The organism is Rickettsia endosymbiont of Cantharis rufa (genome assembly GCF_964026445.1).
Classification (GTDB): Bacteria; Pseudomonadota; Alphaproteobacteria; order Rickettsiales; family Rickettsiaceae; genus Rickettsia.
In genome coordinates, this window is record NZ_OZ032150.1 from 248,504 (window position 1) to 273,407 (window position 24,904).

The following is a 24,904-nucleotide window of genomic DNA, read 5'->3' on the forward strand; positions in this document are numbered from 1 at the left end:
ATTAGCTCAATAATATTATTATATGAAAATTAGTTTTAGTTTTTTAAGAAATTTCTAGAATTGCTAACTAGCGATTGGCTGAGCTATTTAAATAAGATAATAGAGGATTATAAAAATTTAGCTTTAACAGATGCTAATGATACATTTTTAAAAGAAGAATGTTACAACAAAATTGCTCTTATTAAGGGAGACGTTAAAAAAGGTGAATACCCGTGGTATGTTATTCCTTTTGATAAAATAGAACGTGCAAGTTTATTACTTACCAATATTCATATATTAGAGCTTGATTACCTAAATCAAAATATGGTAAAAGCAATAAAAAATATGCTGCAAAATAATTTCAAAGGTATATAATCCGGCAATTTATATTATTGCTAACTATGAAGAACCTATAATTAAAAACTATACGATAATAGATAAAATAGCCAAAGGGAAAGTTATTACCTTTGAAGATTTAAATATTAAATATATAGATCACGCGGATGAAGAGTTAAAATATATAGGTTATATAGTAAATGATATTAGAAAACTAGACAGCGAGTTAGTAGCAGATATATCAAATATTATCAAATTTATTTATCAATTTTATTTTGTAGATTCTGCTATTACTCAGTACACGATCATTTTTATGACTGCATATTTTGAAGAACTACAAAATTTCATCAAAATTTAGATCACCTCAATTTTATAGTGCCATTGAAGCATTATAATTTAAATTACCGGCCTAAAAATTATAATAATTTTGTCGATATTGAAGCAATAACTTGGAATAGATTTTTAGTAAAATATCAGAAATTATTTAATAATCTTAGCGAAGAACATTCAGAAATATTATCTAGTATCTGTAGTGATAAAGACGGTTTTGTAAAATTATTACTTTCAGATTCTTGTCATCTTAGCTTAAACAAACGAAACGAAATTATAGCGTACCTAATAGGTAAATATAAAAATGATACCAAATCTATTTGTTACATAATCGAACAGCTTCTTAATATTTGTAACGATAATACGAGTATTAAAACTATAGAAACAAAGGTTAAACATCTTAACAAATATATTAAACATTCCCGTAGCTGGAATGGTTTACCTAGCTATTGACATATTAACTTTAAAGGGCTGCCCGGTTGCGATACGAAAGCTTTGATTATAGGCGATTCTGTAAAGCCGGAAAATGATTTTGATAATATTTAGTTAGAAAAATTATAAAATAATTCTAGAAATTTTGCTTATTAGCTGATATAAAGTAAAGCTATAACTGGAGAGATGGCCGAGTGGCCGAAGGCGGCGGTTTGCTAAACCGTTATACGAGTCACACCGTATCGAGGGTTCGAATCCCTCTCTCTCCGCCAACACATGTTCTATTTAAAATTCAAGTTATTTTACAAAAAACATTTAAAAGAAATATTATAACAGGATTAGTATAAGGTATTTATAGTGATATGATACCTGTAATATTACTAAGGTTATTATGATAAATAAAGAAGATTTTGACTGTGCATTTATAATACTGGAATTACAAACAAACGTATTAATCCTAAAGTTGCAACAAATAAAACTAGAAATTATCAGTATAATAAAGAATTAAAGGTTTTAGATTCCAAGCTCTGGATGCTTATGAAAAGCATAACAAAATATGACTTTATTTCCTGTATTAATTCAGGCGATTCACTTTTAGTTGGAGAAGGAAATTGGCCGTGCCCCCGTATTGCAGCTTAGCATGAATAGTCTATAATCCTCAAACAGTAATAAGAGAGAATTATAGTTAAGGAGTTATGACAAGAATATATGTTAAGTGTAGATCAAGAATAGATGTTAAGTGTAGATATTGTAACGACACAGAAAAAGTAGTAAAGGCGGGATATTCAATTTCAAAACAACAGAGATATCAATGCAAGCAGTGTAATCGATATTTTTAACTGTAATATATTAATAATGCCTCTAAGCCTGGAGTCAAGACTCAGATAGTAGATATGTCAATCAATGGCTCTGGAGTTAGGGATACAGTAAGAGTATTAAAAGTGGGTATCAATACGGTTATCCGTGTTTTAAAAAAAATCTAGCGTTAAAAAAGATAAATCATTCTATCAATACGATAGAAGTAATTATTGCTCCTGAAATAGATGAACAATGGTCTTATGTACAGAATAAATCCAAACAAAGATGGCTTTGATATTCTTTGGATAAGATTTTGTTAAAAGTAGTTGCTTATACTTTTGGTACAAGATGTGATAGCACATCAGAATCATTACTGAAAAAAACCGGAGGATTTTAAGGTTACTTTTTACTTTACAGATGGATGGGGAAGTTATGCTAGGTTATTAGATCCCAAAAAACACATTGTTAGTAAAAAATATACTCAACGGATAGAACGGGGTAACTTAAATCTTAGAACAAGATGCAAAAGACTGACACGTAAAACAATTTGTTTTTCCAAGTCATTGGATATTCATGATAAAGTCATCGGAACTCTTGTTGAACGTATAGCCTTTTAATATCCACATCTGTAAAATGGAGGTGCGGCCAATTAATAAAAGTAATAGATAACTGCTCGTGGATTACTGAATTGAAACGGAGAGTTCAGCATTATGGTTATAAATATGATTATAAAAGCCGTATTATAGATCCATCATATTATTTAGATCTCCTGCCTAAGTGGTTACAGGTTATAGCTGATATGTTTTATAAATTAAATATTTTTAATGAAATCCCAGACCAAGTAATTATAAATGAATATATGCCAGGGCAAGGTATAGCACCACACGTAGATTGTATACCTTGTTTTTCAGATACCATATGTTCACTGAGTTTAGGTGGCAGCTGTATTATAGAGCTAACAAATAATAAAGTGAAGCATCCTATTATGCTTAAGCCAAGAAGTTTATTAGTCTTCAAAAATGAAGCAAGATATGAATGGAAGCATGGAATTATACCAAGAAAAAGTGATAATAAAATAATCCGTAATAAGCGTATATCTTTGATTTTTAGAAAGGTAATTTTGTAGATCAGCTACCTTTTTAGAATAAAAAGGCTTAATGAAAGCCTGAATTAAGGCTAATCTGAACCGGTTAAAGGTTCGCATAACGTCCCACGCTCCCGCCCAGCTCAGTTTACGGGATTATGGGTAGTAAGCCATGTCTTGTAGTTTTAAATTAAAGCATACAAAGACTTAACCACCGCCTGAACCAAGGCTAATCTAAACTCGTTAAAGGTTCGCATTACGTGCCTTATGCTTTTCGCCAGCTCAGTTCATTAGATTATGCTCTTTTATCCTCTTTGTAATGTTTAGTATACTTATCTAATAATACCTTAATCATTTTTTGATAAGAAACATGACTGTGAGCGGCCTCTGACCTAAAAAATTCTACATTCTCTTCACTTAAAGAAATAGTTACTTTTACGGAAGTCTCTTTTAATAACAACCCTTTAGGATGCGGCAGGAGATCTTTTACTATCTTTACTGCACCTATTTCCCCATCGGTGTATTTTATTCTCTTGCTCATAAATTCTTTTACCTTTTATGCCAATACCTTGCTCCAAAAATTCTTATACGATTATCTCGGAGCATAAAACGGACTGTTAAAATATTACCATCAACTTTGCCTAAACAAAAATATTTTTTACGTGATCACATGAATGAAGCAGAATTAATTTTTACTGCCCTTGCTGAATTATCTATTCGTCAGGTAGCAGAAACTAATAATGCAACAAGTATGGAAGAAAATAAAGTTGCAGGTAAAATAGGAGGGAGTATAGCTAAAAACGCTAAAAGGCCTTAGAAAATAAAACCGGTAAAAAAGTAATCTCAACAGAAAATTATTTACCGCCTAAACTTACAAAGTAATTAAGCTTAATTTGAAAAGCTTTAAGTTTTTTAACCACCAATGAGCATAATTTTTGGTGGTCGAGGAGGTCGAAAACTGTCAAAAGTCAGCCACACTAGGTTTTAAGCTTAAAGTAACCCTTAAGCTCTGGGCACGACTAATGTATCCCCGACCGTGAAGTCGAGGATTACATCGGTTTTGTGAGAAATGCTCTCACTTTTGGCAGAGGTTTCGACACCTCGAAATAGCGTTTTGCTATTTCGAGTATCATTTTATATATAACTTTCAAAAAGTCAATAATGGTTTATTCAACACTTAAACCTGAAGAATCGGATGATGGCGATCCATCGGCTAATAGCGGCACTTCGGGATCTTGATATTCAATATTTGTGTAATGAGGATTGAATATCTCAAATATTTTTGCAATACTTTTTTTGTATTCTTCGGACTCAGTATCCGCTGTCCGTATAGTTGTTATTAAAGTTGCAAAGTTGCTGATAGTATTAAGGCTATCAGAACCATCAAGACCCTGACATATTTCATGCAATATCCTACTTGAAGAATCTAAGTTCATTACTATACTGGATGGGGAATTTAATTTTATAATTTCATTATTTAAATTAGTTAGTGATAGTATTGAGAATTTATATTGTTCATTAGATCTAGCTATTTTTATAACATCATTTAAATCATGAATTTCTACAATCTTATCTAATATAACTGAATTACCCTTAAAATTTTTATGTAATAGTTCTATATACTTTGAATTCTTATTGTCCGTTACTAAATCTAAATCCTCATCTTCTATATTTTTCCCCTTATACCAATCCCATCCATATTTAGCTGCATATCCTAAGATAGCGCCTAGAGCCAATGTACCCCCTGCTACAGCGAGATAACCCCACACTTCACCGCCATTTGTGCCATCGTTAGGTTTTTCTGTAGTGGAAACGGTTGCTTCAGTGAAAGGTTTATCTAATAGATTTAAAATATTTTTCCCTATCTCTGCAGGGGAAATATTGTCTAAAGATATACCTAAACGATTTAGAGTATTTTCAAGAGTATTAACAGAAGAAGCAGTAGTTGCCTCAGTGTAAGCTTTATCAAGTTGATCTAAAATATGTTTACCTATCTCTGCAGGGGAAATATTGTCTAAAGATATACCTAAACGATTTAGAGTATTTTCAAGAGTATTGATAAACGATGCATGAGGTATTAGCGTTTCCTTATAAGCATTATAGTTTTGTAAAGCACTTATAGCCCCTTCCTTAGTGCATTCATTTAGACCTAAGAAATCAGCTCCGTTAATTTCGGTAATATCGCCTTGAGAGAACATATAATCATCCGTTACTTTATAAAGCTGATCAAAAATATTAGCCGTACTGTTTTGATGAGGTGTTATAGCTTGTTGTAAAAGTATATGTGGACTATTTTCTGCATCGGTAAAAATATTATTTATTGGATTATCTAAGCCGTTTCTGCATTCTTGGTGTAGTGTTGAAAAGTCATTAGGGGACTCATTGAAAGATTGTTCAATATTTTTCCAGTTACACTTTGCATTGTCTACTAGGTAACCTTTTTTGAAGCTTCCTTCAGCAGTATTATATACCGATGAAAGTATAGTATTACCGAGTTTGTGAATGATATGTTTTACATTACCGGGCAAACTACTTGCCATTTCATTCTCAAATATAGGCATAACGCATTTAAAATTTATATTTAATACAGGCGCCATAATTAGTACTCCTTGAATTTAATTAATAAAACCACAAAACGTGGTTTCTAGAGTATGCTAATGTTTCTGTCAAGAGAAAGTTAAAATAAATTAATATATGAAAAAGGTGTTTGAGGTGGGTTATGGTTATTTGTCATGCCGTGGTGGAGCCACGGCATCCAGTAAAAATTAAAAAACTGGATCCCGCGATCAAGTCGCGGGATGACAGCGGTAAAATCATTTTCCTATGCAGAAATTTTTAAAGATCTCTCCTAATATTTCTTCTACGTTAATAACGCCCGTAATAGCACCGATAGAGCGCGTTGTCATTCTAATATCTTCAGTTGCTAAGACTAAATCATTATCTAAGCTAAAAGCCGTTAAATGCGAGAGAGCTTGTTTTAAATAATGACGATGACGCTGATTTGTTATATAAGGTGTTTCGGTAAAGCCTGTCATATTTTCGGCAATATTTTCAATATTTTTTAATATATCGTTTAAGGCTATGTTATTCTTAATCGAAACCATTAAGCACTTATATATATCTTCAATATGAAAAGGGTCTAATATTTTATTCGGTTCTATAAGATCGATTTTATTAATTATCACGATAGTATTTTCATCAATTAAATCAGTAATATCTTCATTTATAGAGGAGTCTAATTTTTCGGCATCAAACATAATAATTTTAATATCCGCTGTTTTAGCCGAATTTATAGCTCTTTTTATACCTTCTTGCTCAATAATGTCGCTACTTTCTTCCCTTATACCTGCTGTATCTTGCAAAATAATAGGGTAACCACCAATGTCTAAATGACCCTCAATTATATCTCTAGTAGTTCCTGCGATATTCGAGACAATCGCTATATCTCTTTGCATTAAGAAGTTTAGTAGGCTAGATTTACCTACATTCGGCGGACCGATAATTGTAAGCCTAAGACCGCTGTTTAGTAGCTCTCCTCGCCTATTATCGTTAAGATATTCAGATATTGTATTCACAAGATTTGTATGAGTGTTATTAACGTCGTTAAGGACACTATCCGGTATATCTTCATCGGGGAAATCTATATAAGCTTCAAGCAGAGAGATGATTTTTAGAAGCTGATTACGCCAGTTATTATACAATTTTCCAAGCCCACCGCTTGCTTGTCTAATTGCTTGCCTATGCTGCATAATAGTTTCGGCATTAATTAAATCGGCTATTCCCTCTGCTGCTGTTAAATCAAATTTTTTATTTAAAAAAGCTCTTTTCGTAAATTCTCCTGGTTCCGCTAAACGAATATCAGCTAGATTTAATAACACATTAATAAGCATTGTAGAGATAGCTTTACTGCCGTGCGGATGAATTTCGACTACGTCTTCGCCGGTAAAACTATTAGGTGACTTAAAATAAACAACCATAGCATTATCAATTAGCTCCTTGGTCTCAGGAACTGTAATTTGTTGATAATACATTAATCTCGGCTTAAAGTCTTTTTTACCGGTAAGTAGCTGCAAAACTTCTAAGCTTTTAGGGCCGGAAATCCTAAAAACCGCTACCCCTGATTTACCGAATGCAGAACTTTGTGCAAATATCGTTTCCACTTATTTTCTATGCCTCTTGCTTAAGTTATTTAATATAATATAATAGGTTCTGCGAACAAAATTTAAAATAATATATTTTAAATTTTGTTCGCAGAACCTAACAAAAGAAATAATCATATTATTATTACTTGAGAAAATCATGACCCCAAAAACAATCTCTTTAACTTTTAGTCGTTTAAATTGCCAAATTCCGAATTATAAAACTAAAATCCTAGAATTTAGCAAAAAACGTGAGTCAAGTTCCATATATATAGATTTTGTTCAAAAATTTTTAAATTATATTCCTATAGATTATGATTTTGAGAATAAAGAAAAATTATTCCAAAATTTTGCAGATGAAGCCTTTAAGTTTTTTAGGCAAAGGTTAGAAAGAGCGAGAAAAATAGCAATAACAAAGGTGGTTATAGAAAATGATCCGGCAATAAATGTCTTGATATTACTTGATAATAAACCACACATTGTTGATTTTATCATATGTTTGCTTAAAAACATGAATTTGCAAACTAAGTTTTTACTCCATCCGGTAATAAACTGCATTCGAAATAGTAAAGGAGAATTAGAAAAAATATTAGAAAATTCTACACCGGATGAAAAATCAGAATCGATACTACATTTAACCATTTTAGGAAATTTTGACGATAAAACTACTACATTTTTAACTGAGGCTATAAATGAAAGATTAGAAGGGTTAGAGCAAAGCTATAGCCATTTACTGCAATTACTCACAAAATTACAAGATTTATCTAAAAATATAATTGGTAATGATAAATTAAATTCTGAAGAGGCCAAAGAATTCTTGCATTGGTTACAAAACGATAATTTGGTTTTATTAGGAACTCTTGATTTTGAGGTAAAATCTTTAAAATTAAGCAATGAAATAGGAGCAGCAAAAATATGGCAAGAAGTAAAAGACGAGATTGATGATATTATAAAATGTTCTGCTAATCCTTTATATAAAAATCAATTAATAATACTCGGTAAAATAAATAGTGCGTCGCTTATCCATTCAGATAATTTAATCGACTATATCTTGGTCAAAAAATTTGACTCTTCGGGTAAATATATTTCAGGAAGTATAATTTTCGGTATATATAATTCAAATATGTATTACCATTCAATAAGTAATATTCCCATCTTAAGACAAAAATTTAATTTTGTAATTGAGAAAGCCGGTTTTGCATTATCTGGTTATAATGCTGATAAGTTAAGAATTTTAATAGAATCGTTACCGAGAGAAGCTTTAATACAAATTGATCAAGGCGATTTATATTGTATGTGTCTTCATATGCTTTCAAGTATGATGAGTAAAAAGCTTAAATTGTTTATCCAATATGATTGGTCGAGCTCTTTTCTTAATATTATAATTTTCTTACCGAGAGAGCGTTTAACGGCTGAAATACACAATATTATAGATTGTTATTTAGCGGAAAAATTCGGTAGTAAAATTTTATCTAATTATATCACTGAAGTAGCTGGTAATTTTTCTTATCTTTTTGTAACGCTTGAAGCACAAGGTGAACATAAAATAAATTTTGAAGCAGAAATAATACAACAAGATTTAGATCATATTTCTACATGCTGGAGTGAAGATTTTTATTTCAAGCTTTCTAAAAAATTCGGCGAATATCAAGCAGGTATTAATTTAAAGCTTTTTGATAATGTTTTTCCGGTAGACTATAGGCAAAAATTTTCCCCTGAAATAGCTTTAGTAGATATTGAATATCTAACGGAAGCGAGCAAATCACAAAAATATATGTTTAATTTAGTTTCTGTAAATGAAACGGAATTTTACTTAAAAATATATAGTCCAAAAGTAAAACTTGCCCTTTCTAACATATTACCGCCAATCGAAAATTTAGGTTTTAAAGCAATTGATGAACAAACTTTTGCAATTAAGGAGGCCCTCGAAATCAAAGAAAGCTGGATATATAATTTTATCTTAACTTCTATCATACCGGTAAAAGATAATATTACCGAATTAAAAATAAATGTTGAAGAAGCTTTAGATAAAATGGCGCTTGGGATGCTTGCTAATGATTCTTTAAGTAAACTGATAGTGCTTGCCGGTTTTAATTGGAAACAAGTTAAATTAGTAAAAGCTTTAACAAGATATTTACATCAGACGGGATTTAGTTACGGTAAAGGTTATGTGCAACTAACGCTACTTAAACATCCCGAATATACAAAAATGTTGGTAAATCTTTTTGATATAAAATTTAATCCTAAACATTCCGATAATAATTGTGACGTAATTAAAGATAAACTAAATAATTACTTAGCAACCGTTGATATGAGTAGTGAAGATAAAGTACTACGTAGTATGTTTGGTATAATTAATGCCATTACTAGAACAAATTACTATCAACCGCATAAACATGTTTTTTCATTTAAATTCGATTCCTCTAGAGTCCCCCATTTACCTAAACCTGTTCCGTTTGCCGAAGCATTTGTTTATTCTAGAAATTTTGAAGCCGTTCATTTAAGAGGCGGTCCGGTATCGCGCGGAGGGCTTAGATGGTCGGATAGAGCAGAAGATTATAGGCTTGAGGTCCTTGGGCTTATGAAAGCACAAATGACGAAGAATTCTGTTATTGTCCCTGTTGGCTCTAAAGGAGGTTTTTATGTTCATTTTACTGAGGAAAGGCTTACTCGTGATGAATATATGGAAAAAGTGGTAGAATGCTATAAGAATTTCCTCAGAGGTTTATTAGACATAACTGATAATATCGTTGATGGTATAGTAGTACATCCGAAAGACGTTATTATTTATGATAAAGAAGACCCTTATTTAGTGGTTGCTGCCGATAAAGGTACATCCTCGTTTTCGGATTATGCTAATAGTGTAGCAAGAGAGTATAATTACTGGCTTGATGATGCTTTTGCTTCTGGTGGTTCTGCCGGCTATGATCATAAAAAAATGGCTATTACTTCTAAAGGAGCTTGGATTTCCGTAACTAATCACTTTAAGACTTTAGGGTTAGATGTCCAAAAAGACCCTATTACCGTCGTGGGTATAGGAGATATGTCGGGAGATGTATTCGGTAACGGTATGCTAAGATCAGGGGCTATTAAATTAGTTGCCGCCTTTAACCATAAGCATATATTTATTGATCCTACTCCTGATTCCTTGATAAGTTTTAATGAACGGTTACGTTTATTTGAGCTGAAAGGTTCTAATTGGTCGGATTATAACCTTCAGCTTATTTCTAAGGGAGGCGAAGTATTTGAACGTAGCAGTAAATTAATAAAATTATCGCCGGAAATTAAAAAATTACTTGATATAGATTATAATGAAATATCACCGGAGGAATTAATAAGAAGTATTCTAAAGGCAGATGTTGATTTGTTGTGGAATGGTGGAATAGGCGCTTATATCAAAGCTAAAACAGAAAATAATTTAGAAATCGGTGATAAAGCAAATGATAGTCTTAGATGTAACGGTGAAGAAATTAGGGCAAAGGTTATAGCAGAAGGCGGTAATGTTGGTGTATCACAAAGAGGTAGAGTTGAATATGCTAAAAAAGGCGGACGCATAAATGCCGATTTTATTGATAATTCGGCAGGTGTTGATTGCTCCGATCATGAAGTAAATATTAAAATTGCTTTAAGCAGTGCGGTAACCTCAGGAAAAATTACTTTAGAAGAACGTAATAAACTTCTAAACGATATGACAAAGCAAGTTGAAGAGTTAGTATTGCTTGATAATTATAAGCAAACCGAAGCAATAACGATTATGCAATTATCTCCTACTTTAACCGTTAATATACTTAGTCAATTTATAGACATTTTAGAAGAAGAAAAAGTATTAGAACGGGAAAATGAATTCTTGCCTAGTGCAGAAGAACTGAATAGAAGAGCTATAAGCGGTGAAGTATTAACTCGCCCTGAGCTTTGCTTACTGCTATCATATAGTAAAAGGTCGGCTTATCACGAGTTACTTAATTCTACTTTTTCCCATGATAAATATTTTGATTCATATCTTATAGATTATTTTCCGGAAATGATGCAAAAAAAGTTTCGTAATGAAATTTTAGCTCATCCTCTCAAACATGAGATTATTAAAACCGTTACTATAAATAAAATAATTAATCAGCTTGGAGGGCCGCTTATTAGCATTGTAAAGCGTGAGATTGGGGCCCCTCTTTGCGATATAATAAGGTCATATACCATTATTTGTGAAATCTTTGATCTTGATGACATATGGGAAACAGTGAGCAATTTATCCACTAATATTGATTACAATGTAAAAATTGATATGTTTACTGAAATAACGAAATTAATGCGCCGGGGTATTTCTTGGTTTATTAAAAATTTAAAACATCCTATTAATATTAGTGAAACTATAGAAGAGTTTAGAATTCCTGCACAAAACTTAAGAAAAACGATAGGTACTTTATTAGCCGGAGAAACTAAAATAAGATTTGAAGAAAAATTAAATTATTATACAACTAGTGGAGTAGATGAATCATTTGCTGCTACTATCGCTACATTTGACAATTTAATCTCAGTATTTGACATTATATATATAACAAAACAGACTTCAGGGAGTGACAAAGATACAGCAAAGCTCTATTTTTCAATAAGTGATATGTTTAGTCTTGATTGGTTACGTAAAGCTTGCGATAAGCAATTGAACGATTCATTTTGGCGTCGTCTTGGAATTCAATCGCTAAAAGATGATTTATATGACAAACAACGGAGATTATTAATAAAAATAATTAATAAATCTAAAACAACTATTGATTTAGATCTATGGATTGATAATAATAATAACTTAGTTAGAAATTTTCTTGATTTTATTAAAGAAATTAAATCTCAAGAAATTATAGACTTAAATATAATTATTTTAGCAAACAAGAAGTTTGAAATATTCTTACAAAAACTTGAGTAAATTATGTCGTCAATGCTTAAGCAAATTAGATTAGATTCAGGTAAAACTTTAAATCAGGTATCTAGTGATTTAAAAATTAGAAAAAAATATTTAGTAGCTTTAGAAGATGGTGATTTTGATGTTTTACCGGGAGAAGTATACGTAAGAGGTTACTTAAAATTATACTTAGATTATCTTAATGTAAAAGATCGAAATGCAGAGCAGCTAGAAGCTACTAAACAGAACGAGACAGAAAAATTATTAAATAATAAAAGAGCTACGGCGTTGATAAATTATAAACGTAAAAAACAATTAGTACTTATATCTATTACAATGTTATCGATTATTATTGTAAGTCATCCATTCATAATTAATGCTTAGAAAAAATGGATAGTGAAATATTAGACTGCTTACAGAACGAAGCTAATAAAGAGAAATTTAAAGGGGACACGAAACGCAGCGCCGCAGCGCACACTTCAGTACATGAGGATGCGAGTACCAGCTCGACGTACAAATTATCTTTAGAAGCAAGTTATGTAAGCAGTCTAAAAAAATTAATGGAAGAAGTCGAGCATAGGCTTAATGAAGTGTTAAATACACTTGTAACTAAGCAAAATGAGATTCAGAAGTTACAAAACGAAAATAAAGAATTAAAAGATAATTATATAAAAATGCTAGATCAAATTAACATTTATATTAATGAACTTGAAGAAATAAAAAAACAGCAAAAATAATTATGTCAATTGTTACGGTAACATTAAATAACAAGAGTTTTCAATTATATTGTAATAATGGAGATGAGGAAGAATTACTATCTTTAGCGAATAAATTGAATGACAAAATAACTGAAATTAAACTTGAGAGTCCCACAGCCTCTTTTGAGCTATTATTAGTCATGGCATCCCTTAATGCTCAGGCTGAAATAGCCAGCTTAACAGAAAGGCTTAATAAAAACGGCTTTCAAAAAAATCACCACGACGAAGAAAAATTTGCAGAAACCTTAACTACTATAGCGGGTTATCTAGAAAACCTTGCACATAAAATGGGAAAGTGATATATTAGCTCTTGGCTGCTTGGTTCGTGAGCTTAATATTAACCTAGGACTACCACTAACTTTTAGGACATCGTCCCTGTCTAATACTAATTCAGTTTAGATATATGAAGTCCACCTTTACATAAAGGTCTTTGAAGGATTTTAAGTAACGGCCAAAGCGGTCATGTATACCTATGTCATTCCCGCGTGGCATTGTTGCGTGGATCAATTCTTCCTTTGTAATCCCGCGACCTGATCGCGGGACCCAGCTTAAGATATTAAATTATTAGTATCTTAAGTTACTTTTATGGATACCGTGGTCAAGCCACGGTATGACATCGAGTGCTTTTTTATATCCACGTGGGAATGACATAATAGAACTGCTTTCAAAAAAAGACATACCACCTTTAAAATGAAACAAACAAAATCAAGCAATAAAGTTCTCGGTGCTTTTTTAGGAACTATCATTGAGTATTACGACTATAGTTTATACGGTTTTTCAGCGGCAATTATTGCCGATAAATTCTTTTCAGCTGATACTGATCCATTAACAAAGCTTGTAAATGTTTTTGCCGTTTATGCAGCAGCATATTTATCAAAGCCTATCGGTGCTTATATTTTTGGACGCATAGGAGATATATACGGCCGAAAGAAAGCGTTAAGTTTTACGATTATCGGCATTGTAATTCCTACCTTAATAATCGGTTTATTACCTGATTATTCTTCTATAGGAGTTTGGAGTACAATAATTTTAGTTGTATGTCGCTTCATGCAAGGTATTTTTATCGGGGGGGAATATGACGGAGCAGCAATTTACGTCATTGAACATTTAGGAGCAAAATACCGATTTACTGCCTCAGCAGTAACTAGATGTACAGGAGTAATGGGTTTATTATGTGGGATTGGTGCAACTAATTTCTTTGATTCTCATATTTTTCCGGAGTGGGGTTGGCGTATTCCGTTTTTGCTAAGTTTACCCCTTGCATTAATAACTCTTTATTATCGTCAGAAATTTGATGAAACGCCGGAATTTAAAGAAGCGCACGATAGGCAAGATTCTATTGAAAAACTTAGTTTTATAATTAAAAAGCAATGGAAGAATATCTTACCTCTTATATTCTTAGCTGGAGGTTTTGGAGCAACATATCAAATTACGATCATCTTTATGAAGCAATATTTACCGATTGTATTACCTTCAATCGGTATTATTATGAGCTCTTTTTCAGTCTTAATAGTAATATGCTTTGCTATTTGCATGCCAATTGTCGGCTTTATTTCTGACCGCTTAGGAGTTAATTTGGTATTAAAAACCGCATTTATATGTACTATTACGGCAAGTGTATTTTTTATGATAGCAGTAAAATATCAAATGACTAATTTAGGGTTTGCAGCTAGTTTAATGTTAGCTGCATCGGTCGCTCCTTTTAATGCCCTTGCTCATAGTATAGTTATTAAGTCTTTTGTAGTTAAGGAACGTTACCGTGTTATAAGTTTAGGACATAATATCGGCTCAATGTTAATGTCCGGTACTGCTAATTATATTTGTGCAAAGGTAATAAAGTCATTTGGTTTTAACCTATTTCCAATTTTATATCTTTGCATGTTTGCCGTACTTGCTTATTCTATGACTATGTTGTTTAGTAAAAATAATGGAGAATATACTCGATGAACTTCAAAAATTGGCTACGTCATCCTACAAGAGCTACGGTGCTCACGTATTAAGTATACGCCCCGCTCCTTGCCTTGTGGATTCCTTGCCCTTTTTGAAGTTGATCTTCGTCTACCTATTGATAAAAATATTTCTATAGTAGATGATTTTATTGCTGAAAGACGTCAGGAATATTTAATTGAAGAAAAAAGAAAATACGCACCTGTTATAATTACTGCAGATGTTTTATAGATTCTAAACCGTTTTCATCAAATAGGAAAAACTCACTTATTTCAGGAATAATAAAATTATTTTCATCAATATTATGCGTTTTCATAGCTTGTCGGAGTTCCAAAGGAGCCGCGTTAAAAGCTTCATCAGCTAATTGAAAGACATCAAAATGACTAGCTATAGAGTATTTAGAACTTAAGTCCAAATGAGTAAATACGGCTTCTTCAGGATTCATATGCACCGGTTTCATAAACCATCTTGGTTCATAAGCACCTATCGGAATAAGGCTTATTAAAATATTATGTTTTTTTCCGATCTCTTTAAAAAGAGTATCGTTATAACCCGAATCACCTATAAAACAAATATCTCCTATTTTAGTTTTAATGATAAAAGTTCCCCATAGGGCTTTATTTTTATCAAATACTCCTCTAGCTGACCAATGCTGTGCCGGCTCTAAACAGACTTCTATACTATTCTTCTGATCTTTATATGATTCTCCCCACCCTAAAGTAACAATTTCTGCACCGCTAATATGTTTTTTGATTACTATGTCATTTATTAGCGGTGTAATAATCTTAGGCTTATCTCGTACCCATAAATCTTTAATTGTTCTGATGTCTAAATGATCATAGTGATTATGGCTTATTAATATAACATCTACTTTAGGTAAATCGGTAAAATTAATACCGGGTTTAACTACTCTCTTTGGTCCTGCAAAAGTAAAAGGACTAACCAGCTCCGACCATACTGGATCAGTTAAGATATTTAAACCGTCTATTTGAATTAAAAAGGTTACATGCCCTACATAACTTACTCTTATAGTCTCATTATTAGTTATTTTTTGTGGTGGAATATCAGTAGAAGTAAGTGGCAGTGTTGTTGGCCATTTTGGTCTTTTTGAAGTTATTTTCCATTTTAAAATATCAAGTAAAGTTTTAGGTTTGATATTAGGATCAATATTGAAAAACATATTTTTATTTAGATAGATCTCACTTTGGGTTTACTAGAGCTTTTAACTTGTTCAGTAAAAGATTCTGTTTTTTTAGTTGTCGGTTTATGTATAAATCCTTTAGTTTTTTCTCCTATCAACATGGCTTCTTGAAGTATGTCTTTTGGTAGTTTAGTTATAGATGCTGATATTTCCGAGGTTTGTTTTATTTCTACCGATATCTTTTTTTCTTTATTTATGTCCCTGCCTATTACTTCATCTAGTGGAGCATTTTTATAATCTGCAAGAGCGACAATTGCTCCGGTGTCAGGTTTTTGTGTGCGACCGTCTACGACATTTTTCCATAGTGTTTCATGAGTATTTGTTCTTCTACTTAACTCATATGGGGTTATGTTTTCCTCTCCTAACACATTTTGTACAAATATTTCTAAATTATCTCTAATTTTTTTTAAATCTAAATCATCTTTATTTGTTTCTGATATATCGTTAATTCGATTAAATCTTTCTTTTGACCTTATATCTTCGCTCATTATTTTTTCCTGTAAAATTTACTCCTAAAAATTGAGAGTTAAAATAATTTATTTCCAAATGATAAGAATTTTTGATTTTTTAAAAAACCACCTATAAAGTTATTTTAATTGATAATTAAAGAGATTTTATAGCAAAAATTAATAAGATTTTTGATAGAATGATACTCCTATTTCAAAAAAATCTTATAATTTACAGCAAAAAAGAATTTAATTAGTTTTAAAATAACTTTATAAATAGCCCCTTAGACTTATTTATTAATATATAACTAATAAATGGTAAATAGAAGTTAATTATAATGAAAATAATAAATTTAAGCTATTTAATTAAGTATTTAGGTCTTATATATGAAATTTAAATTAACCTATCTTAACTTTTTTTGTCACAAATTATAAAATTTTTCAGAAATAAGAGCTCTGTCTTTTCGAAATCGTATAATTTAAACATAAAATAACTTAAGACATAAATTAAATTTCAGATGCAGAATCTAAAATATTTTAAAAATATCATATAAATTAAAAATTGTTTTCTCTGCATCCTGATCATTTATTAATAAGGTAATTTTAACTTCTGATAATTGCATCATGCTAACATTTATATTATCTTCCGTTAACTTTGCTAATATCGTTCCAAGTAATTTATAATCATTTTTAATCCCATAACCAATAAGTGAGATTGTAGCAATTTCGGTATCAAAAGTAAAATGTTGTATTTGCTTATCATCTTTTAAATTAGTAAGTAAAGTTTGTATATTATCTTTATCGGTTAAATTTGTAATAAAACTACATTCCTCATTACTTTTTATCTCTTGCATAAACTCAATATGATTATTGTTTTGTGTAATCATATTTGCAATTTGAAGAAAATTTAACGAAACACTCTTTATAGATATTTTTAATAAATTTTTATTAGAGGCAATACCGCTAATAACGCCATCTTCCATATTAGACCTCTTTTGAAATTCTACTTCTAAGGGTAATTTGTATGTTGAGCCTAGACTCGTATCCTCACGTACTTCTTTGTACGTTGCGGTGCGAGGTGAAGTGTCTCTTTCAAATTTCCCACTAAATCCTCTTTCCGAAAGAGGTCTTGTATCCCTACTCCTTGAAGTAATTAATGTACCTTCTGTATTTGGTGAAAATGTTGAAAGAACACGCATATTTATCTTATATCGCATTACTAACTCTACGGCTCTAGGGTGTAATACTTTTGCCCCACTTGAAGCTAGTTCTAACATTTCTAAAAAATCTATTTCCTTTATCTTCTTTGCATTTGGAATAATTCTTGGGTCAGCAGTAAATATTCCCTCTACATCAGTATAAATATCACATCTATCGGCTTTCATAGCTGCGGCGATTAAAGCGGCAGTAGTATCGGATCCGCCCCTACCTAAAGTGGATAACCTATTGAATTTGTTAATTCCTTGAAAACCGGCTATTATAGGGATAGTATTTAGCCGTAAATATTTTTCTAGTAAATCTGTATTAATTGATTCCACTAAAGCTTTACTATGATTATTATCGGTGAGGATCGGTAATTGCCACGCTAAAAATGATCGTGCCTTGATGCCCTCTTCTTGCAGAGCTAATGCAAGTAATGAAGCGGTTACTATTTCGCCACTAGAAAGTGCTGCATCATATTCTGCAAATTGCGAAGTTTGATTGAGGCTTGATACTTCATTGCACAGTGTAATAAGCTGATTAGTAACCCCAGCCATAGCTGAAACTACCACGATTACTCGGTTATTTTTAGCTATTTCGGCTTTTACAATAGGAACAATTTTTTTTATTCTGTCGATATTTGCAACGGAAGTGCCGCCGAATTTTTGAATTATTAAGGCCATAGACTAGGAAGCCTAATAGAATATTATATAATTAATTTCCGCTTGTTGTCATTTAGCTTACTTACAGACATTGTTGCGTGGCTTGATTCTTCCTTTGTCGTATTCCTCGCGACTTGATCCCGAGATCCAGTTAAAAATACTAAAATTATTAGTATTTTTTATTATTTTTTGGATACCGTGGTCAAGCCACGGTATGACACTGAGTGCTTTTTTATATCCACGCAACAATACCACGTAGGAATGACATAAAAAGTATTCTTCGTTCCACGTAACACTAGTAGATCAAACCGCAATACTTAAGCACTTGCAACTTCTTTAACATTTACGACTTTTTGATTTCGCTTAGTTAAAAATTCTACTCTACCTTCTCTCAAAGCAAAAATTGTATGATCTTTGCCAAGCCCTACATTTATTCCAGGGTGAATTTTTGTACCGCGCTGCCTAACTATAATATTGCCTGGTATTACATATTGTCCGTCAGCTTTTTTAACTCCCAGTCTTCGGCCTGCCGAGTCTCTTCCGTTCCTAGAACTACCGCCGGCTTTTTTGGTTGCCATTTTATAACTCCTTTATTGCTTGGTAATATCTAATATTTTTAATTCCGTCAATTCTTGGCGATGACCGGATTTACGACGATAATTTTTTCTACGCTTTTTCTTAAAAACTATAATCTTATTATCTTTAAACTGATTAGTAATTTGAGCTGTGACAACGGCTCCTTTAACCATAGGAGTACCAATAAAAGAAGGCTTTGAATGCTCACCTATCATTAAAACTTGATCAAGTTGAATCTTTGCCCCAAGTTCTCCTTCAATTTTTTCGACCTTAATAACGCTATTTTGGCCTACTTTATATTGTTTTCCACCTGCCTTTATAACTGCGAACATGAAAAATATCTCTTTAAAAATTTATAAATATCTGTCGTATAATATTATTATATTAGAAATTAGTCAATGATAATATTATGTTATACTCGATCAATTCGAAAAATTGGCTACGTCATCTTACAAGGACGAGGGTGCCTACGTATTAACTATACGTTCCGCTCCTCGTCTTGTAGATTCCTTGCTCTTTTTCAAGCTGATCTTCGTATACTATCTTTTCACTCACTCACATTATCTATTAATACAAATATAATTGCATATTGTACAACTGTAGCAAATATTGCAGCTAGCAAATCATCAAGCATAACGCCTATACTGCCCTTAATATTTTTATCAAACCAATTAATAGGCCACGGTTTTAATATATCAAAAAACCGAAATAGACAAAAAGGCAATATGAAAAGTAACATAATATTTATTGTTAGCGGACTAAAATATCTTACTAAATGCGACTCATTAGCAAATAAAGCTGAAAAAAATACTAAAATGATAGTTAGCATTTGTCCGACTACTTCGTCTATTACTACTTCTTTAGGGTCTTCTGAGTTTGTATAATTCAAATATATTTTAGTAAAATAAATGCCAAGTATTAACAACATCAAACATATGCTAAAACTTATAATAAATATACTTACAAGCTGTGCTTCACCTAGGGTTAGGTTTGAGAAAGGAATAATTATTTTGTTGTTAACGATAAAATATATTAGAAAGTAAGTTAAAGGAAAAGCAGCAAGCGAGCCAAAAGTGCCAGGGCAGTACTTGATTTTACCTACATAAAAGAAAGTAGCCAAAACTTCCGACAATCGTTTTTTAGTGAACATTTTCTAAATAAAATATACTAGATTAAATTTGTTAAAAATCTTATAATAAGATTTTCACTTATACAATAATAAATATCATGGGCATGAGTCTTAGCCATTTATTAATAGTCTTACTAATTATTTTTGTATTATTCGGTGCTGGTAAACTACCGCAAGTCATGTCTGAGCTAGCTAAGGGGCTCAAAGCTTTTAAAGACGGCATGAAAGACGATGGCAAAGATAATGATAAAAATAAATAATTAATTCTTTTCATTTCTACGTGGATACCGAGTAGTCATTGCGAGAAAATTACGTAAGTAATTGACGAAGCAATCTCAGGATGCTTGACAAGATTGCCACGCAGCCTACGGCTACTCACAATGACGACTCAAGCATTTACGCAGGCAGCGCCCTAATTCCCTGAAACGATAGAATATACACCACCCTCTTCCCTAATTATATCATATTGTCTTTGAGCTACTGCGTCGACAAAATGGACATTACCTGATAAGCCAACGTAGGGCTGTCTACTGTTCAATCTATTTAAAAACCTTTCGGATGCAAATTCATTGCCTATATAGTTCGCAGTCATACGACCTAAATCATAAGCAAGAAGATGCATAAAACCCATATGGTTAATACCCAAGTCTTTTGCTCTTTCAGGAACATTACTATTAAGCAAATTTAAAGAACCGGTAAAGCTAATATCAATATTTTCAGAGTAATCGACATCAATACGGTTATCACCGACTAAAATAGCTTTTTTGTCTAAATTATATTTACGAATACTATCAGCGAGTAGGTTTAAATTTTGAGGATCGTCCGATAGATAAATAACAGGTTTTGTCGCGTCGCTACATTCATTTATAATATCGGTATTGTCTGAAATATTTCTTACGGCTTTTGCTATAGATTCAGGATTATCCTCATAGAATTCAGTGTGTGATAATGAGGCATTTTTCTGAATCAATATATTTTGCATTACTTGACTAATAGTCTGCGAATGCTTTCCTTTAGGTAATAATGCCATAAAATCTTTATGGTCGTTACTTGCGTAATAATTAACTATGCGTATCAGTTGTTTTAAAGGTGCATGACCGAATACAAATAATTTATCTTCTGTAAGAGCCGGATTATTTGACATAGTTATTACAATAATATCATTTTTCTTTGCTTTTTCGGCTATTAGAGAAGTAAAGTTAGAATATAGAGGACCTAGAATAACCTTGGTTTTGCGTGCTACTATTTTGTCCATAGCGGCTAAAACATTTTTTTCGTCTGAACCATCGTAAGAAGTAACATGTATATAAGATTTTACCCCGTCGTTAAGTCCCATTTTAATCAGATCTTTATATTGTTTACCTACAATACTATCAGGTCCCTGATTCGGCATTAAAATTGCAATCTCAATTTCTTTTTGTTCTTTTTTAGGAAAACTTATAGGTTCTTCTTTAGGGGTTTGACAGGACGTTAAATATATCAAACAAAAAAATGATAGAACGATTCGTATCTTATGTTTTATACTAGCCATAATATTACTTAAAATTAAAAAACTATGATTAGATATCTTTCCAAACCGGGATTATACATTGTTTCAACACCGATTGGTAATTTTGAAGATATAACACTTCGTGCCATATCGACTTTAAAAAATTCAGATATTATCTTATGCGAGGATACTAGAATATCGCAAAAATTGCTAGCAAAACATGATATTCGTACTAAATTACAAATTTACAATGATCATAGTGATGAGAAAGATAGAGAAAATATTATAAGTTTAATAAAAACGGGTAATATGGTAAGCTTAATTTCCGATGCGGGAACTCCTTTAATCTCCGACCCAGGGTATAAGTTAAGTAGAGATTTACGTATGCTTAACTATCATGTAGATGTAGTACCAGGGGTATCTGCGCCGATTACTGCCTTAACTTTATCGACTCTTCCTACTGATCGATTTTTATTTTGCGGTTTTTTGCCTAAAACTACGGAAAGTAAGAAAAAAGTTTTTTCTGAACTAGTAAATCTCAAGGCCACATTAATCTTCTTTGAAACAGCCCCTCGTTTGATAAATACTCTATCGGTAGCTAAAGAAATACTAGGAAACCGAGAAATATGCGTAACTCGTGAGCTAACTAAAATGTATCAAGAGACGAAAACAGGAAATATAGATGAAATAACAGAGTTTTATCAAAATAATATTTTAAAAGGTGAGATAGTATTGTTGATTTCAGGGAATATACAAGAACAAAATCAACAAACAAATTTAGAAAAATTTATAGAACTTTGCTTAAGTAAAAACTTAAGTAGCAAAACCACTACCGAACTTGCTTATGAGAAATTCAAAGATGTTTATAGCAAGAAAGAAATATATAAATTAGTGAATGAGAGTAAGTAGATGTATGCGTTGTGGCATGATTTCTATGTCATTCCTGCGAAAGTAGAAATCCAAGAAAAAAAGTATAAATACAGCAATTTTTTAAATTAAAAACTCGATATATCTTGCTTTATGGCAGATTCCTGCTTTCGCAGGAATGACATTATACGGCAAGCATATTTTAGTGACAACCGCAACCTTTTTTAGGTTTATTGTTCTCTGTTGAGTCCTCAAGCTTTTTACCCGCTGCCTGCATATCTTGACCAGCTCCTTGCATTGTATTACAAGCACTTGTTAAGAAAGCTACAGCTAATATGGAAGTTATAAGTGCTGAACGCATAAAATTTTACCTTTATAAAATTGAGTTTATAGCCAATTGATTTGAACTTGGTGCTTCGTTATTCATCGACTCACCTATTATTATAGGCTTCGCTCCTCATGCCTGTTACCAAATTCAACTGAATTGACTATAGATATTATGAAGTAAGCAAGAAATTGTCAACTTGAAAATGCATACTCGATGAACTTCAAAAATTGGCTACGTCGTCTTATAAAATCTGCGGTACTCACGTATTTAAGTATACGCTCCGTTCATCGACTTATAGACCCCTTGCTCTTTTTGAAGTTGATCCCCGTATATATATTTCATTTACTGTGAGTTTATTAATATAATACTCACAATACTCTTTAATAGGGCAGATGTTACAGTCTGGTTTTCGGGCTTTGCATATATATCTACCGTGTAGAATTAACCAGTGATGGGCATGAATTAGCCATTTCTCATCGATAATTTGTAGCAATTCTTTTTCTACTATTTCAGGAGCACCTCCTTTAGCAAACCCGATCCTTTTTGATACTCTAAATACATGCGTATCAACTGCCATTGTAGGCATGCCGAATAAGCAATTTAGTACAACATTAGCAGTTTTTCTACCGACGCCGGGCAATTTAATCAAATCTTTAAAGTTGTTCGGTACTGAAGCTTGATAATCATTTATTAATATTTTACACAATGCTATAATATTTTTTGCTTTACTGTTAAATAGCCCGATAGATTTTATATATTTTTTAAGCCTTTCTTCGCCAAGTTCTAAAATTTTTTCCGGTGTATCGTAAATTTTAAATAAAGATTTAGTTGCTAAATTTACTGATATATCAGTTGCTTGAGCAGATAATATTACGGCTACTAATAAGGTAAAATCATTCTTATATATTAATTCGGTTTTCGGATTTGTATTATGCTTTCTAAAAATCTCAAAAATTTTATTAACTATTTGTGCTTGCATGATGTATTATGAAGAGTATATTTTAGAAAATAATATTTATATCAGGTTTTGAATGGCGGAAAATAAAAATTTTGAATTTATAGAAAATGAAATAAAAAATAACAAAGTAGTATTGTTCATGAAAGGTACTAAGAAAAGGCCTGAATGCGGATTTTCAGGAACGGTAGTAGCTATTTTGAATAAACTAGGCGTAGAATTTCGTGATATTAATGTATTCGTTAATCTAGCATTTCGTGAAGATTTAAAAAAGTTTAGCGATTGGCCTACATTCCCGCAATTATATATTAACGGGGAGTTAGTCGGTGGTTGTGATATTGCTAAAGAATTATATCAAAGCGGCGAACTTGAGAAGATGTTAAGAGAGTAAAGTCATTATTAACGTCATTGCGAGGAAAGGCGAAGCCTCGACGTGTCAACCTCATGAAGCAGTACTAAATTCCTGAGATTGCCGCACTCCCTATGGTCGCTCGCAATGACGGACAAATAACAAAATTTGTAAAAAAATATGAGCAAATATTTAGAATATCCTGAAGTAGAAAGTAAAGAGCAGCCACCAAAAAAGCTAGTAGTATTACTGCACGGCGTTGGTTCGGATGGTCACGATTTAATAGGGTTAATCCCTTACATTAAGAATGATTTATCTGATTGTCATTTTATTTCCCCGCACGGCATTGAGGCTTACGATATGATGCCTTATGGCAGACAATGGTTTAGCTTGCAGGATCGCAGTCTTAATGTTATGGCAAAACTAATTGCAAATAATATTTCTAAACTTGAGGATATAATTAAGCAAAAACAAGAGGAGCTAAATCTAACCAACAAAGATACTATTATTATTGGTTTTTCCCAAGGTACAATGATTGGTTTATACTTAACTCTGATTCAGCAAGAGCAGTTTTTTTGTACTATAGGTTTTTCAGGAGGAGTAATCCCACCTATGGAAGTTAATAATATGCTTACTCCTATATGTTTGATTCATGGGGAGCTTGATGATGTGGTTAGTATTAGTAAAATGTATGATGCTGCAGACTATTTATCTAAGTTTCATATAGCTCATAGCATGCATAAATTAACATCACTTACTCATTCAATAGATGGACGTGGGCTTGAAATTGCGATTAATTTTATAAAAAATATAAGAATTACTGTATGACTCCAATGTCATTCCCGCGTAGGCGGGAATCCAGTAATCTTTAATTGTCATACCGTGACTTGATCACGGTATCCAGTCTTTTCTAGTTTTTTTCTGGACCCGTGATCAAGCCACGGGGTGACATCTAATGTGCTTTATGATGGATTCCCGCCTACGCAGGAATGACATAAATGAACTACACAA

At 32.0% G+C, this 24,904-nt stretch carries 26 protein-coding genes, 1 tRNA gene, 1 other RNA gene and 1 pseudogene; 17 read left to right on the top strand and 12 right to left on the bottom strand.

Annotated elements, in window-relative coordinates; translation table 11 throughout:
* The first annotated feature begins 60 nt into the window (after positions 1-60).
* From AAGD46_RS01305 to AAGD46_RS01325, 5 genes and pseudogenes are all read left to right on the top strand, one after another.
* Positions 61-354, top strand: a complete 294-nt coding sequence (locus AAGD46_RS01305) for a hypothetical protein (protein WP_341787459.1) — start codon at positions 61-63, stop codon at positions 352-354.
* A 342-nt stretch (positions 355-696) separates the two neighbouring features.
* Positions 697-1,098 carry a hypothetical protein gene (locus tag AAGD46_RS01310; RefSeq protein WP_341787460.1) on the top strand — a complete coding sequence of 134 codons (402 nt, stop codon included), beginning with the start codon at positions 697-699 and terminating at the stop codon, positions 1,096-1,098.
* Positions 1,099-1,257: 159 nt separating this feature from the next.
* A tRNA-Ser gene (locus tag AAGD46_RS01315) sits at positions 1,258-1,349 on the top strand.
* 423 nt (positions 1,350-1,772) lie between these two features.
* Positions 1,773-2,492, top strand: a pseudogene (locus AAGD46_RS01320) (IS1 family transposase).
* A gap of 71 nt (positions 2,493-2,563) precedes the next feature.
* Positions 2,564-3,001 carry an alpha-ketoglutarate-dependent dioxygenase AlkB gene (locus AAGD46_RS01325; RefSeq protein ID WP_341787461.1) on the top strand — a complete coding sequence of 146 codons (438 nt, stop codon included), beginning with the start codon at positions 2,564-2,566 and terminating at the stop codon, positions 2,999-3,001.
* Between the two features lie 253 nt (positions 3,002-3,254).
* On the opposite strand, the gene AAGD46_RS01330 is transcribed toward AAGD46_RS01325, so the two are convergent.
* Positions 3,255-3,500 carry a CopG family transcriptional regulator gene (locus AAGD46_RS01330; RefSeq protein WP_341787462.1) on the bottom strand — a complete coding sequence of 82 codons (246 nt, stop codon included), beginning with the start codon at positions 3,498-3,500 and terminating at the stop codon, positions 3,255-3,257.
* Positions 3,501-3,596: 96 nt separating this feature from the next.
* On the opposite strand from AAGD46_RS01330, the gene AAGD46_RS01335 reads away from it, so the two are divergent.
* Positions 3,597-3,776 carry a hypothetical protein gene (locus tag AAGD46_RS01335; protein ID WP_341787463.1) on the top strand — a complete coding sequence of 60 codons (180 nt, stop codon included), beginning with the start codon at positions 3,597-3,599 and terminating at the stop codon, positions 3,774-3,776.
* Between the two features lie 349 nt (positions 3,777-4,125).
* Here the strand turns inward: AAGD46_RS01335 and AAGD46_RS01340 are convergent, their stop codons facing one another.
* A complete protein-coding gene (locus AAGD46_RS01340; RefSeq protein ID WP_341787464.1) occupies positions 4,126-5,556 on the bottom strand; it encodes a DUF5460 family protein in 1,431 nt (476 codons plus the stop codon).
* 216 nt (positions 5,557-5,772) lie between these two features.
* Positions 5,773-7,119 (bottom strand): tRNA uridine-5-carboxymethylaminomethyl(34) synthesis GTPase MnmE, encoded by a 1,347-nt coding sequence (gene mnmE / locus AAGD46_RS01345; protein WP_341787465.1) that lies wholly within the window; start codon positions 7,117-7,119, stop codon positions 5,773-5,775.
* A 139-nt stretch (positions 7,120-7,258) separates the two neighbouring features.
* Between mnmE and AAGD46_RS01350 the strand changes: the two genes are divergently transcribed.
* From AAGD46_RS01350 to AAGD46_RS01380, 7 genes are all read left to right on the top strand, one after another.
* Positions 7,259-12,010: an NAD-glutamate dehydrogenase gene (locus AAGD46_RS01350; protein WP_341787466.1), complete on the top strand. Its 4,752-nt coding sequence runs from the start codon at positions 7,259-7,261 to the stop codon at positions 12,008-12,010.
* 3 nt (positions 12,011-12,013) lie between these two features.
* On the top strand, positions 12,014-12,370 hold the full coding sequence (locus AAGD46_RS01355; RefSeq protein ID WP_341787467.1) for a helix-turn-helix domain-containing protein: 357 nt from the start codon (positions 12,014-12,016) through the stop codon (positions 12,368-12,370).
* Between the two features lie 5 nt (positions 12,371-12,375).
* On the top strand, positions 12,376-12,723 hold the full coding sequence (locus AAGD46_RS01360; RefSeq protein ID WP_341787468.1) for a palindromic element RPE1 domain-containing protein: 348 nt from the start codon (positions 12,376-12,378) through the stop codon (positions 12,721-12,723).
* Between the two features lie 2 nt (positions 12,724-12,725).
* Complete coding sequence (locus AAGD46_RS01365; protein ID WP_341787469.1) at positions 12,726-13,043, top strand: cell division protein ZapA; 318 nt, start codon at positions 12,726-12,728, stop codon at positions 13,041-13,043.
* A gap of 9 nt (positions 13,044-13,052) precedes the next feature.
* A non-coding RNA gene (gene ssrS, locus AAGD46_RS01370) (6S RNA) lies at positions 13,053-13,211 on the top strand.
* 223 nt (positions 13,212-13,434) lie between these two features.
* Positions 13,435-14,691 carry an MFS transporter gene (locus tag AAGD46_RS01375; protein ID WP_341787470.1) on the top strand — a complete coding sequence of 419 codons (1,257 nt, stop codon included), beginning with the start codon at positions 13,435-13,437 and terminating at the stop codon, positions 14,689-14,691.
* Positions 14,692-14,760: 69 nt separating this feature from the next.
* A complete protein-coding gene (locus AAGD46_RS01380) occupies positions 14,761-14,922 on the top strand; it encodes a hypothetical protein (RefSeq protein WP_341787471.1) in 162 nt (53 codons plus the stop codon).
* Here AAGD46_RS01380 and AAGD46_RS01385 read toward each other — a convergent pair.
* The 6 genes from AAGD46_RS01385 to AAGD46_RS01410 form a co-directional block, all read right to left on the bottom strand.
* Positions 14,903-15,871 carry an MBL fold metallo-hydrolase gene (locus tag AAGD46_RS01385; protein ID WP_341787472.1) on the bottom strand — a complete coding sequence of 323 codons (969 nt, stop codon included), beginning with the start codon at positions 15,869-15,871 and terminating at the stop codon, positions 14,903-14,905. The two genes, AAGD46_RS01380 and AAGD46_RS01385, sit on opposite strands and share 20 nt — an antisense overlap.
* An 8-nt stretch (positions 15,872-15,879) precedes the next feature.
* Entirely contained in the window at positions 15,880-16,380 is a 501-nt protein-coding gene (locus tag AAGD46_RS01390) for an XRE family transcriptional regulator (protein ID WP_341787473.1), read from the bottom strand.
* Positions 16,381-16,865: 485 nt separating this feature from the next.
* Complete coding sequence (locus AAGD46_RS01395; RefSeq protein WP_341787474.1) at positions 16,866-18,221, bottom strand: aspartate kinase; 1,356 nt, start codon at positions 18,219-18,221, stop codon at positions 16,866-16,868.
* Between the two features lie 296 nt (positions 18,222-18,517).
* Positions 18,518-18,778, bottom strand: a complete 261-nt coding sequence (rpmA, locus tag AAGD46_RS01400) for a 50S ribosomal protein L27 (RefSeq protein ID WP_341787475.1) — start codon at positions 18,776-18,778, stop codon at positions 18,518-18,520.
* A 12-nt stretch (positions 18,779-18,790) separates the two neighbouring features.
* On the bottom strand, positions 18,791-19,108 hold the full coding sequence (rplU, locus tag AAGD46_RS01405; protein WP_341787476.1) for a 50S ribosomal protein L21: 318 nt from the start codon (positions 19,106-19,108) through the stop codon (positions 18,791-18,793).
* A gap of 215 nt (positions 19,109-19,323) precedes the next feature.
* Complete coding sequence (locus tag AAGD46_RS01410; protein ID WP_341787477.1) at positions 19,324-19,926, bottom strand: phosphatidylglycerophosphatase A; 603 nt, start codon at positions 19,924-19,926, stop codon at positions 19,324-19,326.
* 77 nt (positions 19,927-20,003) lie between these two features.
* On the opposite strand from AAGD46_RS01410, the gene AAGD46_RS01415 reads away from it, so the two are divergent.
* Positions 20,004-20,165: a Sec-independent protein translocase subunit TatA gene (locus tag AAGD46_RS01415; protein ID WP_341787478.1), complete on the top strand. Its 162-nt coding sequence runs from the start codon at positions 20,004-20,006 to the stop codon at positions 20,163-20,165.
* Between the two features lie 152 nt (positions 20,166-20,317).
* Here the strand turns inward: AAGD46_RS01415 and AAGD46_RS01420 are convergent, their stop codons facing one another.
* The gene (locus AAGD46_RS01420) at positions 20,318-21,436 is read right to left on the bottom strand and encodes a penicillin-binding protein activator (protein ID WP_341787479.1); all 1,119 of its coding nucleotides are present in this window, start codon (positions 21,434-21,436) and stop codon (positions 20,318-20,320) included.
* Between the two features lie 24 nt (positions 21,437-21,460).
* On the opposite strand from AAGD46_RS01420, the gene rsmI reads away from it, so the two are divergent.
* Positions 21,461-22,303, top strand: a complete 843-nt coding sequence (gene rsmI / locus AAGD46_RS01425) for a 16S rRNA (cytidine(1402)-2'-O)-methyltransferase (protein WP_341787480.1) — start codon at positions 21,461-21,463, stop codon at positions 22,301-22,303.
* A gap of 160 nt (positions 22,304-22,463) precedes the next feature.
* On the opposite strand, the gene AAGD46_RS01430 is transcribed toward rsmI, so the two are convergent.
* A complete protein-coding gene (locus tag AAGD46_RS01430) occupies positions 22,464-22,622 on the bottom strand; it encodes an entericidin A/B family lipoprotein (protein ID WP_341787481.1) in 159 nt (52 codons plus the stop codon).
* 259 nt (positions 22,623-22,881) lie between these two features.
* Entirely contained in the window at positions 22,882-23,568 is a 687-nt protein-coding gene (gene nth / locus AAGD46_RS01435) for an endonuclease III (RefSeq protein WP_341787482.1), read from the bottom strand.
* Positions 23,569-23,620: 52 nt separating this feature from the next.
* Here nth and grxD point away from each other — a divergent pair, with 52 nt between their 5' ends.
* The gene (grxD, locus tag AAGD46_RS01440) at positions 23,621-23,935 is read left to right on the top strand and encodes a Grx4 family monothiol glutaredoxin (RefSeq protein ID WP_341787483.1); all 315 of its coding nucleotides are present in this window, start codon (positions 23,621-23,623) and stop codon (positions 23,933-23,935) included.
* 138 nt (positions 23,936-24,073) lie between these two features.
* Positions 24,074-24,721 carry a dienelactone hydrolase family protein gene (locus AAGD46_RS01445; protein ID WP_341787484.1) on the top strand — a complete coding sequence of 216 codons (648 nt, stop codon included), beginning with the start codon at positions 24,074-24,076 and terminating at the stop codon, positions 24,719-24,721.
* Positions 24,722-24,904 lie beyond the last annotated feature (183 nt).